The organism is Chromatiaceae bacterium (genome assembly GCA_024235395.1).
Classification (GTDB): Bacteria; Pseudomonadota; Gammaproteobacteria; order Chromatiales; family Chromatiaceae; genus Thiosocius.
In genome coordinates, this window is sequence record JACKMK010000003.1 from 847468 (window position 1) to 859925 (window position 12458).

13 protein-coding genes are annotated in these 12458 nt (G+C 62.3%); 8 read left to right on the forward strand and 5 right to left on the reverse strand.

The features are described 5' to 3' along the window. Positions 1-134: 134 nt before the first annotated feature. From trxA to H6955_17250, 6 genes are all read left to right on the forward strand, one after another. Positions 135-461, forward strand: a complete 327-nt coding sequence (trxA, locus tag H6955_17225; protein ID MCP5315303.1) for a thioredoxin TrxA — start codon at positions 135-137, stop codon at positions 459-461. A 184-nt stretch (positions 462-645) separates the two neighbouring features. Continuing rightward, on the forward strand, positions 646-1908 hold the full coding sequence (gene rho / locus H6955_17230) for a transcription termination factor Rho (GenBank protein ID MCP5315304.1): 1263 nt from the start codon (positions 646-648) through the stop codon (positions 1906-1908). A 183-nt stretch (positions 1909-2091) separates the two neighbouring features. Then, positions 2092-2751, forward strand: coding sequence for a nucleotidyltransferase family protein (locus tag H6955_17235; protein ID MCP5315305.1), 660 nt, complete (start codon positions 2092-2094; stop codon positions 2749-2751). A gap of 9 nt (positions 2752-2760) precedes the next feature. Next, positions 2761-4182, forward strand: a complete 1422-nt coding sequence (locus H6955_17240; GenBank protein MCP5315306.1) for a glutamate--cysteine ligase — start codon at positions 2761-2763, stop codon at positions 4180-4182. A 5-nt stretch (positions 4183-4187) separates the two neighbouring features. Further along, positions 4188-5219, forward strand: coding sequence for a succinylglutamate desuccinylase/aspartoacylase family protein (locus H6955_17245; protein ID MCP5315307.1), 1032 nt, complete (start codon positions 4188-4190; stop codon positions 5217-5219). A 68-nt stretch (positions 5220-5287) separates the two neighbouring features. Next, a complete protein-coding gene (locus H6955_17250) occupies positions 5288-5776 on the forward strand; it encodes a hypothetical protein (GenBank protein ID MCP5315308.1) in 489 nt (162 codons plus the stop codon). On the opposite strand, the gene H6955_17255 is transcribed toward H6955_17250, so the two are convergent. From H6955_17255 to lipA, 4 genes are all read right to left on the reverse strand, one after another. Further along, entirely contained in the window at positions 5762-6781 is a 1020-nt protein-coding gene (locus H6955_17255; protein MCP5315309.1) for a substrate-binding domain-containing protein, read from the reverse strand. The genes H6955_17250 and H6955_17255 overlap by 15 nt on opposite strands. A 307-nt stretch (positions 6782-7088) precedes the next feature. Further along, positions 7089-7913: a hypothetical protein gene (locus H6955_17260; protein ID MCP5315310.1), complete on the reverse strand. Its 825-nt coding sequence runs from the start codon at positions 7911-7913 to the stop codon at positions 7089-7091. A gap of 292 nt (positions 7914-8205) precedes the next feature. Next, positions 8206-8994 (reverse strand): YdcF family protein, encoded by a 789-nt coding sequence (locus tag H6955_17265; protein MCP5315311.1) that lies wholly within the window; start codon positions 8992-8994, stop codon positions 8206-8208. Then, positions 8994-9965, reverse strand: a complete 972-nt coding sequence (lipA, locus tag H6955_17270; GenBank protein ID MCP5315312.1) for a lipoyl synthase — start codon at positions 9963-9965, stop codon at positions 8994-8996. Before lipA ends, H6955_17265 begins: the two co-directional genes overlap by 1 nt. A gap of 165 nt (positions 9966-10130) precedes the next feature. Between lipA and H6955_17275 the strand changes: the two genes are divergently transcribed. Both H6955_17275 and H6955_17280 read left to right on the forward strand, forming a co-directional pair. Then, on the forward strand, positions 10131-11054 hold the full coding sequence (locus H6955_17275; GenBank protein MCP5315313.1) for an SPFH/Band 7/PHB domain protein: 924 nt from the start codon (positions 10131-10133) through the stop codon (positions 11052-11054). Further along, positions 11051-11494 carry an NfeD family protein gene (locus H6955_17280; GenBank protein MCP5315314.1) on the forward strand — a complete coding sequence of 148 codons (444 nt, stop codon included), beginning with the start codon at positions 11051-11053 and terminating at the stop codon, positions 11492-11494. The genes H6955_17275 and H6955_17280 overlap by 4 nt, the downstream gene beginning before the upstream one ends. 27 nt (positions 11495-11521) lie before the next feature. On the opposite strand, the gene H6955_17285 is transcribed toward H6955_17280, so the two are convergent. Next, positions 11522-12397 (reverse strand): HDOD domain-containing protein, encoded by an 876-nt coding sequence (locus tag H6955_17285; protein ID MCP5315315.1) that lies wholly within the window; start codon positions 12395-12397, stop codon positions 11522-11524. Positions 12398-12458 lie beyond the last annotated feature (61 nt).

The window sequence follows — 12458 nt, forward strand, 5'->3', positions numbered from 1 at the left end:
ACTGATCGGCTCAAATGCCGGTATCTGCGCGACGGTTTCCGGCCTGTTGTCGCATGAGGCGGATTCCTCTCCGCCCAACGGGCTGCCCCCCAGGGCGCCTGTTTCTGAATTCCGAAACTATCTGGAGACAGTCAGTGAGTGACAAGATCGTTCATGTATCGGACGACTCTTTCGAGAGCGAAGTGCTGCAGTCGGCGGAGCCGGTGCTGGTCGACTACTGGGCAGAATGGTGCGGACCGTGCAAGATGATTGCGCCGGTGCTGGACGAGATCGCCGCCGAATACGAAGGGCGGGTCAAAATCGCCAAGCTGAACATAGACGACAATCCGAACACCCCGCCGCGTTACGGCATCCGCGGGATTCCGACCTTGATGCTGTTCAAGGACGGCGAGGTCGAGGCAACCAAGGTCGGTGCGGTGTCCAAATCCCAGCTGACGGCCTTCATCGACAGCAACCTCTGAAGGTGACCGCGCGGCGCGCGGCGCCGCGTTCGATGGTGCTGGACGCACGAAAATCGCGTGCTAAAATTCTCGCTGACCCCTTTCGGGGTCGTTCTTCCCATTGAATTCCCAGAATAAAGCGGGCGTTCCCGCGCCCTTCCCCCAATCGAATCCGACTGAAACAACGTCTTCCCCAAGGCTGGAAATGAATCTTACCGAATTGAAGAAAATGCCTGTGCCCGAGCTGAACGAGCTCGCGCAGTCCATGAATATCGAGGGTGTCGCCCGTTCGCGCAAACAAGACCTGATCTTCGCGATCCTCAAGGCGCACGCAAAAAAGGGCGAGGACATCTACGGTGACGGCGTGCTGGAGATCCTCTCCGACGGCTTCGGTTTTCTGCGCTCGGACGATTCCTCCTACCTGGCGGGTCCGGACGATATCTACGTTTCGCCAAGCCAGATCCGGCGTTTCAGCCTGCGCACCGGGGACACCATCTCCGGCAAGATCCGGCCGCCGAAAGACAATGAGCGTTATTTCGCGATGCTCAAGGTCGATGAGATCAACTTCGACAAGCCCGAGAACGCGAAGAACAAGATTCTCTTCGAGAATTTCACGCCGCTGTTTGCCAACAAGAAATTCCATCTGGAGATAGGCAACGGCAGTACCGAGGACATCACGGCGCGTACGATCGAGCTGGTCGCGCCGATCGGCAAGGGCCAGCGCGGTCTGATCGTCTCGCCACCGAAGGCCGGCAAGACGATGCTGATGCAGAATATCGCGCAGTCGATTGCGACCAATCATCCCGAGTGCTACCTGATCGTGCTGCTGATCGACGAGCGCCCCGAGGAGGTCACCGAGATGAAGCGCTCGGTGCGCGCCGAGGTGATCTCGTCGACCTTCGACGAGCCGGCCGCACGCCACGTGCAGGTCGCCGAGATGGTGATCGAAAAGGCAAAGCGCCTGGTCGAACACAAGAAGGACGTCGTGATCCTGCTCGACTCCATCACCCGCCTGGCGCGTGCGTACAACACCGTGATCCCGTCTTCGGGCAAAGTGTTGACCGGCGGTGTCGACGCCAATGCGCTTCAGAAGCCGAAACGTTTCTTCGGCGCGGCACGCAATGTCGAGGAAGGCGGTTCGCTGACCATCATCGCCACCGCGCTGGTCGAGACGGGCTCGCGGATGGACGATGTGATCTACGAGGAATTCAAGGGCACCGGTAACATGGAGGTGCATCTGGACCGCCGCATAGCCGAGAAGCGCATCTTCCCGGCGATCAACATCAATCGCTCGGGCACACGGCGCGAAGAGCTGCTGATGCCGGAGAATGAACTGCAGAAGATGTGGATCCTGCGAAAGATCCTGCATCCAATGGATGAGCTCGCGGCGATGGAGTTCCTGTACGACAAGCTCAAGGCGACCAAGACCAATCAGGAATTCTTCGACGCGATGAAGTCGAAGGCCTGACCGGGTCCGCGCCTGTTGATTGCCGGCTGCGCGCGTGTTCAGCAGTGCTGTCGGCATAGGCCGCCTGATTTCTTCACAGGCCCGGCTTTCGCAGGACCTGCCCCGCCGACGTAAGCTTCCGGGTTGCTCCCCGGTCGTGCCTGAGCAATGACAGCGAACGTCGATCCATCCGTGGACTGCGCGATGATCCTCGCCGCCGGGCGCGGCGAGCGCATGCGCCCGCTCACCGACCGGATACCCAAGCCACTCCTGCCTCTCGCGGGGAAGCCCCTGATCGTCTGGCTGATCGAGCGCCTGGCGCGTGCCGGCATCCGCAACCTGGTGATCAATCATGCACACCTCGGTGAGCAGATCGAGGCGGTGCTCGGCGACGGTGACGCATGGGGGGTGCAGATTCGTTACTCGGCCGAGGGCCGCGCCCTCGAGACCGGCGGAGGCATTCTGCATGCCCTGCCGCTGATCGATGCGGAATCCTTTCTCGTGGTCAACGGCGACGTCTGGAGCGATATCGAGCCCCGCGAGGTGCGCCTGTCGCGCGGTGACCTGGCACAGCTGGTACTGGTGGACAACCCGCCCCACCATCCTGAGGGCGACTTCCGGCTCGCCGGAGGCAGGGTGGTCGCCGAGGGTGAGCCACGGCTGACGTTCAGTGGTGTCGGGGTCTATCACCGCGACCTGTTTGCGGGCCACGCGGCCGGTGCCTTTCCGTTGGCCCCGTTGCTGCGCGAGGCCATGCGCATCGGGCGGGTCGGCGGTGTGCATCACCGCGGCGAGTGGGTTGACGTTGGAACGCCAGAGCGCCTGGCCGAGATCGAGCAGACGTTGTTGCGCCAATCCGAGTAACCTAACCGGATGGGCCAGGAGATCTCCGACAGCAGGTTCGACGAGGCGGCGTTTGCCGAGTTTCGGCACCGCCTCGGGGAAGAGACCCGGCTGCTCGGCGAATGGCTGGCGGGCGGCGGGTTGCGCTCGACCGGAAGGCGCTTCGGGTTCGAGGTCGAGGGTTGGCTCATCGACGGCCACTCCAATCCGGCGCCACGCAACCAGGAATTCCTCGCCGCCCTGGACGATCCCTACGTCGTGTCCGAACTGGCTCGGTTCAATTTCGAGATCAACTCCGATCCGAGTGATCTGGTACCGGGGGCCCTGGATGGCATGCACGCTGCTTTGCTCGATCGTTGGCGGCGTTGCCAGGGCGCTGCGCATGACCTCGCGCTGCGGCCAGTGCTGATCGGGATACTGCCAACGGTTCGCAGCCGGGACCTGTCGCTCGACAACATGTCGCCGCTACAACGCTACCGGGCGATCAATGACCAGATCTTCCGGCTACGTCGCGGGACGCCGATCCTGCTCGATATCGACGGTGAAGAGCGGCTCGAGCATCGCCACGAAGACGTCATGCTGGAGGCCGCCACGACCTCGCTGCAGATCCACGTACAGGTCGACGCCGCCGAGGCGGCGCATGCCTTCAACGTCTGCAAGATGCTGTCGGCGATCAGCGTCGGTATGGGAGCCAATTCACCTTTTCTGTTCGGTCGCCGGCTGTGGCATGAAACCCGCATTCCATTGTTCGAACAGGCGGTGTCGGTCGGTGCCAGCGACTACAGCAAACGCGTTACCTTCGGCGTGCGCTATGCCCACGACAGCATCATGGAATGCTTCGAGGCGAATCGGGACCGATATCCGGTAATCCTTCCGGATCTGATCGACGCGCCGGTGGAACAACTGGCGCACCTGCGTCTGCATAATGGCACCGTGTGGCGCTGGAATCGGCCGCTGGTCGGCTTCGATGAAGAAGGCCGGGCGCACATCAGGATCGAGCACCGGGTGATCGCAGCGGGTCCGACGCCGCGCGACGTGATCGCCAACACCGCCGCGTTTCTCGGGTTGTTCGAGATGTTGATGCGTTCCGGCGAGCCACTGGAAGCGCTGCTGCCCTTTGCGCAGGCTAAGGAAAATTTCTATGCGGCTGCCCGGTATGGCCTGGCGGCGCAGATACGCTGGCTGGATGGGGCGCCGCGCCGTCTTTCCGATCTGCTGACAGACACGCTGCTGGACGGCGCGCAGCGTGGGTTGCAGGAAGCGGGGCTGTCGAGCGAGGAGAGTACGCGTTGGTTGGATGTCGTAAGACAGCGTGTCGCACGTCGCGCCACGGGCGCGGATTGGCAGGATGCCTGGGTGGTACGACATGGGCGTGATTTCGAGGCGCTGGTGGATGCCTATTCACAGATGCAGTCCGGCGATATGCCGGTTCACGAGTGGAGTCTGAATTGAACGAGTTGTTGCGCGAACGGGACGATCTGCCACTGTCGTTGCTCGAGACCGGAGCCCGCGATCTGCACGCGGTCCTGGGTGGTCCCACACTGTTTCATCTGCAGGGGAGGCGTGAGCCCCCGTTGTTCGTATCGGTGTTGATGCATGGCAACGAGACGGCGGGTTGGGATGCCATTCGGCAGGTATTGCGCGGCTGCCTGGTCGGCGACCGATATGATCTGCCGCGTTCGCTCAGCCTGTTCGTAGGCAATACCGCCGCCGCCGAGCAGTGCCTGCGGCACCTTCCGGGTCAGCCGGACTACAACCGCGTCTGGCCGGGTTGCGATACGCATGGAACACCGGAACACGTGCTGATGCGCCAGGTGATGGACCGCATGGCGGACCGCGAGATCTTCGCTGCAGTGGACGTACACAACAACACGGGATTGAATCCGCACTACGCCTGCGTGAACGTGCTTGAGCACCAGTCGCTACACCTCGCGGCATTGTTCGGAAGGACCGTCGTTTACTTCGTGCGCCCGCGAGGAGTCGCTTCGATGGCGATGGCGGCACTGGCACCCTCGGTTACGCTGGAGTGCGGTAAGGTGGGGCAGGAACACGGGGTCGAGCACGCCGCGGATTACATTCGTGCCTGTCTCCAGCTTGCGGAGATTCCGCGCCACGCGGTACCCAGCCACGACATCGACCTGTACCACACAGTGGCGGTGGTCCGGGTGCCGCCGGAGCGGGATTTCACGTTCGAAAGCGAAGACGCGACGATCCGGTTTTCACGCAATCTGGACGCGATGAATTTTCGCGAACTGCCTGTCGGTACGCCCTTCGCAGATTGCGACAGCTCGCTGCTTCAGCCATTGGACGTGCGCGATGAGCAGGATCGGCCGGTCTCGGAACGCTATTTCGCCGTGGAGGACGGACGCCTGGTCACGCAAGTGCCGGTGATGCCCTCGATGCTGACCTGTGATTCGGCCGTCATTCGGCAAGACTGTCTTTGTTATCTGATGGAACGGTATAACGACCACCTCACGGATGCGGGCTGACGATCAAGGTTGCGCGTGCCCTGCCGAGACATTCGGACCAGCTGGGCGCACGTGCAACGGGGTATCCGATGAATCCGATCATCATAGACATAGAGGCTTCCGGATTCGGCAAGGGTAGTTACCCGATCGAAGTCGGGCTGGCGCTGGCCGATGGTACGCGCCATTGCTATCTGATCTATCCGGCGCGCAGTTGGAAACACTGGGACGCTGCCGCCGAAGAGGTTCACGGCATCAGTCGTGAAACGCTGCTGACATACGGCCGACCCATCCAGGACGTCGCGTGGCGACTGAACGAGCTGTTGCACAATAAGACGGCGTACTCCGATGCGTGGTCGTTCGACATGTCGTGGCTGGGAAAACTGTATGACGTCGCGAACCTGCGCCAATCGTTCCGCATCGCGGACCTAGCCGAGTTGATGGACGAGGAGCAACAGCGGCAATGGGGCGCGACAAAACGGGACGTGGCGGGCGAACTCGGCATGATGCGCCATCGCGCGAGTGGAGACGCCCGGATACTGCAGGAGACCTGGCGCCGCCTACGCTCACGTGCCGCCTGACGATTTCTCCATTGGATCGCCGGTCTTTCGTTGTTTCTCTGGAATTGGAATAAGGCCGTGCTCGATCAGATAGCCCTGTTTGCCGGAAAGCCGAGTGGAAGTGACTGCATCGACAAACAATTCGAGGCCCTCGATGAAGGCCTGGTGCTGCTGCTTGACGTATAAAAAGAGTGGTCGGCTCAACGGATAGGTACCGGACTCGATCGACTCGAATGTGGGATCGATCCCGTTGATCGAGGCGCCTTGCAGGCGATCGTGGTTGCGATCGAGGAAGTTGAATCCGAAGATGCCCAGTGCGCCGGGATCAACGAGCAGTTTGCGTACCAGGCGCGCATCGTTTTCACCGGCGTTGATGAAGGCGCCATCTTCGCGCAGCGCGTAACAACGCTGTTTGAACGCGTCTGGATCAGATGCCTGGAGCTCGCGCAGAGAGGCCTGGTCGAGGCAGGCCCGCTGCATCAGCCGCTCTACGAGGATGTCCCGGGTACCCGATGTTGGTGGTGGACCGAGCACGCGAATCGGCAGGTCTGGCAATGACGGGTCTATGTCATTCCAATTCTGGTAAGGATTCTCGATCGGCTGTTGTGCATCACCGGGGGAAGGCACCTCGCGGGCCAGCGCCAGGTACAAGGCATGTGACGTCAGCACGAACTTCGGCGCACCTTTCATATTCGCTACCACGATACCGTCGTAGCCAATCTTGATCTCGCGGATGTCGTCGATGCCGTTCTTGCTGCAGGCTGCGCGCTCTTCGCCCTTCATCGGCCGTGACGCCATCTCGAGGTCCGGGTAGCTGGGGCCGATGCCGCCGCAGAAGAACTTGAAGCCTCCGCCGGTCCCGGTCGATTCGACGACCGGTGTCGTGAGTTTGTCGCGTCGGCCGACGAACTCCGCGGCTGCCGCGATGATCGGGTAAGCGGTGGAAGAACCGACGATCAGAATATGTCGGCGCGGATTGAGGTCGATGGCGGTTGCCGAGCCAAGGCAGGCCAGCAGAGTGAGCAAAACAACCGTTGTGACAAGCCGCTGTGGCACCGTAAAGCCCGTCACGCAAGCGTGTTTTCGCAGAATGTGGGATACCGCATGGCGGCGACGCCGATGCGAAACGCTGCCAGCCAGGCAAAGCGGCTGGCGTTTTCAGTCTGCGAGATAATCTGGAGTTCCATAAGCGTCTTACGGGATTTGCCCCGGTTACCCGGACCGATTGATATTGGAAAGAACCAAAATTGTCACATCAATGCCGGTTTGGCGCCCTTCGTCCGCTTGATAGGGGTCAAGCGGCGTGCCTGAATTTCCCGGAACCCTGAGACGGCTAGGGATCGAAGTCGGCACGCATCCGGGCCTTGAAACGATCGTATCCTTTCAAGTGCCATATTCGCATCTGCCTGTAGGGGTGGTAGGCATTGCTCCACAGCGCGTCGTCTTTGAGGATCGCGCATGCGGTCTCTGCGTGCGCGCGGTTGATGGCCGGATCGGTGATGTAGTCGCTGCCGCCGAAGCAGCAGGCTTCGTACAGGGAGGTCACGTCCGGGTAGATCGCACTGTGTTCGTGGCCGAGCCAATGCACGGTTTCATGGAACAACAACGACGCGCGGTCTTCGTAGCGGTGCAGGTTCGCGGGACGCAATGGCTGCCCATATCGGTGTTCGATGATCTGGGCCTCGGCGAGATGGAAGAAGTCGCGGTAGGTCTGATCATCGTATTGCCTGCTCAGGATGCCGGCCACCCGGTAGGTGTCGATCACTATGCCGGGGTGCCCGACCTGGCGCAGAACACGGTACAGGGGGTCGTCGGTCGCCACGCCTTTGGGGCTGGTCGCGACCGCAGTCGCGAACATCGCGTCTTTGACGCATCGCAATGTCTTCGGTTCTCGATCCTCGAACAGCCGCATCAGGCGATGTGCCTGGTATTCATGATAGGGATGGAGTCGACCCATCGGCCCCAGGCCGCTCAGGCACTGCAGGCCGGTATCGAGCCCTGCGCGCAAGTCGGTCAGCAGCCATTGGCTACCGGCTTCCGGTTTTGTGTTGCCATGGTCCGGATACTGGTCGCAACCGACGATCTGCAGGCCGTTCGGGGCCGCCACGTATTCGCCCTCCCCGCTGCGAACCAGGTTCGCCGGGTCGAGTTCGTGCAACAGCCTTTCGATCCGGAGCTCGACGGGGAAGGGCGTCGTCGAACCTGCAGGAAGCGCTTGACCTGACAGTGCGCAGCAAATTCCGATTCCGATCCAGTGCGCCAACCGGTACGACAATCCCGCCCCCGTGCATCGCCATCCGCGGTGTCCCGCCGGATGACAGATGCGTGACACTTTTTGGCGAGTCTAGCCGAGATTACGGTTTTGTATACACAATGTGATTCGACGGCAGGGCACTGCGTCGTCCGTCGAATCGGCGAAATGCCGCATTGCCGGGTTCGGCCGCGATCGCCTATCGCAGTCGCATGCGGTACCAGAATACCCCGGCCAGTTCGTGAAGCATCAGGTAACTGTTGCGAAGGTACCCGGGATGCGGCAGCCAGGTCTGAAGCCAGGATTCCAGGTCCGAATCCTTTTCCGTGTGCGTCGGCGTGTGCTCGTAGGCGAATGGCGCAGGGATCGCATCGATTCCCGCTGCCTGAGCACTCAACAGCGCACGCGGCATGTGATAGGCGTGGGTAACCAATAGCACGCGCCGAACGCCTTTTGCGTGCAACAGTTCGGTACTGTTGCGCAGATTCTCCCAGGTGTCGCGACTGCTGGTTTCCAGTACGAGTGCATCGATACCGGCGCGATCCTTGAGCCAGTCAGCGCCGAGCACTGCCAGCGGCGGTGTCGCTTCAATGACACTGCCCCCGCTCAGGGCGATCGGTAGCCCGGTCATGCGGTGCAAGGCGAGCGCGTGGTCTATGCGTGCGAGGCTGAGGTTGGACAGTGCGGCGGCACCCCCGAGCTCCGGATTGTTGGAGCGCGCGTCGGCCAGCAAAACCAGGATCGCGTCGGCGTTACTGGCGCGAATCTGCTCGGCGGTGGGCGGTGGAACCGTCTCGGCGAGTGTCGCGAGGTAGTACAGCCCAGTCGAAGTCGACAACGCATACAGGCACAGCGTTGCCAGCAGGATCAGCAGGCGGCCGATGAAATGGCGCGCGAACAACCAGCCGATCAACAGCACCAGAATGATACTGCCGGGCGGCAACAGCACCAGTTTCAACAGACTGCGGGTAGTGACGTCGAGGTCCACTAATCGTCCAGTACCGGGTTCGCCTGCAGGTCGGCGTGGTATGAGGAGCGCACCATCGGCCCGCTCGCGACATTCGCGAAACCCAGATCTTCACCCATCCTGCGGAGCGCCTCGAATTCGTCCGGCTCGACGAAGCGCTGCACCGGGATGTGCGCACGGCTGGGTTGGAGATATTGGCCGAGGGTCAACATTTCGCAACCGTGATCGCGCAGGTCGCGCATGACCTGGTGCACTTCGGTGATCGCTTCGCCGAGCCCCAGCATGATGCCGGACTTGGTCGGGACCTGCGGGTGCCGGTCCTTGAAGCGTTGCAGCAGCGTGAGTGACCCCTGGTAATCCGAACCGGGGCGGGCCTCGCGATACAGGCGCGGTACCGTTTCGAGGTTGTGATTGAACACGTCCGGTGGGTGCGCCTGTAACGCCTCGAGCGCGACGTCCATCCGTCCGCGGAAATCCGGTACCAATACCTCGACCAGCGTGTTCGGGTTCTGGTTGCGGACCGCATCGATACAGGCCGCGAAATGCGCGGCTCCGCCGTCGCGCAGGTCGTCACGGTCGACCGAAGTGATCACCACGTAACGCAAGCCCATCTCGGCGATGGCCTCGGCGAGTTGGCGTGGCTCGCCGGCGTCCAGCGGCTGCGGACGGCCATGCGCGACATCGCAAAACGGGCATCGGCGGGTGCAGATGTCACCCATGATCATGAACGTGGCCGTACCGTGGCTGAAGCATTCGCCGAGGTTTGGACAGTTCGCCTCTTCGCACACCGAGCTCAGTTGTCGGTCGCGCAGAATACGTTTGATTCGTGTGACACCCGGGCCGGAGGGCGCCCTGGCCCGAATCCAGGTCGGCTTGCGCGGCAACTCTACACTCGGTTCGATCTTGACCGGAATACGGCTGACCTTGTCGAGGCCGCGCTGGTGGGTCTCCGGTCGGTTGCGCGAGGGCGCATTGTCGTTCTTGCGATGCATGGTGATGGGTCGCGTGGGTGGCGCTCGGCGAGATTGTAACGTGTTTCGCTCAATGCGGCGGCCGGCCTGGCGCCGGACAGGACCGGGGTCTTCGGTCGGCGTGACTGCCAGCGTCGCGGCAAATGTATACTCCGGTCAATCCAGTGGCCTTGCGGGTTGGTGCAAATGAGCGAATTCGGTGTCTTTACCCTGTTTCTGTTCGGCCTCGCGGCCGTCATCCTGTTCCTGGGTGTCAAATCGGTCCCGCAAGGCAACGAGTGGACCGTGGAGCGTTTTGGCCGGTTCACCCGGAGCCTGCGTCCCGGCCTCAACCTGATCGTCCCGGTGGTCGATCAGATCGGCCACAAGCTGAACATGATGGAACAGGTGTTGGACGTCCCGACCCAGGAGATCATCACCAAGGACAATGCAATGGTCTCGGTCGATGGTGTGGTGTTCTACCAGGTGCTCGATGCGGCGAAGGCGGCGTACGAGGTCAGCAACCTGGAATACGCGATCCTGAACCTGACGATGACCAATATCCGAACCGTAATGGGTTCGATGGACCTGGACGAGCTCCTGTCCAAACGCGACGAGATCAACGCCCGTCTGCTCGCCGTGGTCGACGAAGCGACCACCCCTTGGGGCGTCAAGGTCACCCGCATCGAGATCAAGGACATCAGCCCGCCGAACGATCTGGTGGATTCGATGGCGCGCCAGATGAAAGCGGAACGTGACAAGCGTGCGGCGATCCTCGAGGCCGAGGGCAAGCGCCAGGCCGAGATACTGAAGGCCGACGGTGAGAAACAGGCGGCGATCCTGCAGGCCGAGGGGCAGAAGGAGGCGGCGTTCCGCGAGGCCGAGGCACGCGAACGCCTGGCCGAGGCCGAGGCCAAGGCGACCCGGATGGTGTCCGAGGCCATTGCCCAGGGTGACGTGCAGGCGGTGAACTATTTCGTCGCGCAGAAGTACGTCGAGGCCCTGCAGACGATCGGCACGGCACCGAACCAGAAACTGATCTTCATGCCGATCGAGGCCAGTGGCGTGATCGGGGCTATCGGCGGCGTCGCCGAGCTGGCGAAGAGCGCGATGGGGAAAGACGGGGCATGATCGCAGGCTATCAACCTGATTTCTGGCACTGGTGGATACTCGCGCTGGTGCTGATCATCGCGGAGACGCTGCTGCCGGGCACCTTCTTCCTGTGGATGGGGATCTCCGCACTGCTGCTCGGCGTACTCGCCTGGCTGGTCCCGGTGATGGGCTGGGAGCTTCAGCTGATGTTGTTCGCGATCCTGTCGCTGGTGAGCATCGTCGGTTGGCGATTCTGGCAGCGGCGCCATCCGGACGAGAGCGAACAGCCGAATCTCAACCGGCGCGGCGAGCAGTACCTCGGTCGGGTACTGGTACTCGAGAAGCCGATCGAGAACGGATTCGGCAAGGTGCGGGTGGACGACACCCTGTGGCGCGTGCGTGGCGCCGATGCGGCGGCCGGCAGCCGGGTGCGGGTGACCGGCGTCGAGGGTGTGGTGCTGACCGTGGAGGTGGAGTGACCGCGGTGGGCCGGGCGTGTGACCCGGTCAGTCGTCGGCGTTTCCGTGCGACGTGAGAATCCGGTACATCGCGTCGACCATCTCCAGCGTTGACGCATCCAGTGCCGCGGCGCCGACCTCGGGAGGCAACTCGGCGATGCGCCATACCGGCGGGCGGATACGCTGCACGACCTCTTCGATCAGCAGGTCGGAGTCGATGCCGTGGCTGAATTGCACCGCAATGTGCAACACCGCGACCTCGCGGGCCAGCTGTCCGGTCAGCTCCTCGGGGCGCATCAGGCACTTGAAGGTTTCGACGAACGATTTCGGCAACTGCCAGACGTGACTGAGTTCGGCGGCGAACTGCATGGCATCGACGCCGATCAACTGCTGTTCCTCGTACAGGCGCGCGTCCAGACCCTCGTCGGCGTGCGCGATCGCCTGGCGGCATTCGTCGGGGTAACGGCTGAACAGCACCAGGTGGCCGATGTCGTGCAACAGTCCACGGACGAACAGGCTTTCCGCCCCGCGCATGCCGGCCCCTTCGGCGATCGACTGCGCGAGGAAGCCGCAGTGCACGCTGCGGTACCAGAAGGTGTCGATGTCGACCAGGTCGTTGCGCGAGCCCTCGAATGCTTTGGTTACGCCCGCGGCGAGCGCCAGATCGTGCAGTTTCTGCATGCCGAGAATGTTGGCGGCGCGGCTGACTGTCTCGACCTGGGCCCGGTAGCCGTAAAACACGCTGTTGGCCATGCGCAGCACGCGGGCCGCAAGTGCCGGGTCGAGTGAAAGCACTTCGGCGGCGTCGGCCATCGAGGCATTGTCCGACTCCATTATTTCGCGCAGGCGGATGTAGACATCCGGAAGCGAGAGTGACTCCAGCGAGTCGTACAGGAGTTCGTCGAGTTGCAGTGCGGCTGACATCAGGCTGGCTGTCCCGGGCGAAAATCTGATCAAGGGGGTTATCGGCTGCGTGACGACAGCC

Excerpts from the sequence above, each read along its gene's own strand:
- rho (MCP5315304.1), top strand. The coding sequence starts at position 646 with ATGAATCTTACCGAATTGAAGAAAATGCCTGTGCCCGAGCTGAACGAG.
- H6955_17235 (MCP5315305.1), top strand. The coding sequence starts at position 2,092 with ATGATCCTCGCCGCCGGGCGCGGCGAGCGCATGCGCCCGCTCACCGAC.
- H6955_17240 (MCP5315306.1), top strand. The coding sequence starts at position 2,761 with ATGGGCCAGGAGATCTCCGACAGCAGGTTCGACGAGGCGGCGTTTGCC.
- H6955_17250 (MCP5315308.1), top strand. The coding sequence starts at position 5,288 with ATGAATCCGATCATCATAGACATAGAGGCTTCCGGATTCGGCAAGGGT.
- lipA (MCP5315312.1), bottom strand. The coding sequence starts at position 9,965 with ATGCATCGCAAGAACGACAATGCGCCCTCGCGCAACCGACCGGAGACC.
- H6955_17275 (MCP5315313.1), top strand. The coding sequence starts at position 10,131 with ATGAGCGAATTCGGTGTCTTTACCCTGTTTCTGTTCGGCCTCGCGGCC.
- H6955_17280 (MCP5315314.1), top strand. The coding sequence starts at position 11,051 with ATGATCGCAGGCTATCAACCTGATTTCTGGCACTGGTGGATACTCGCG.
- H6955_17285 (MCP5315315.1), bottom strand. The coding sequence starts at position 12,397 with ATGTCAGCCGCACTGCAACTCGACGAACTCCTGTACGACTCGCTGGAG.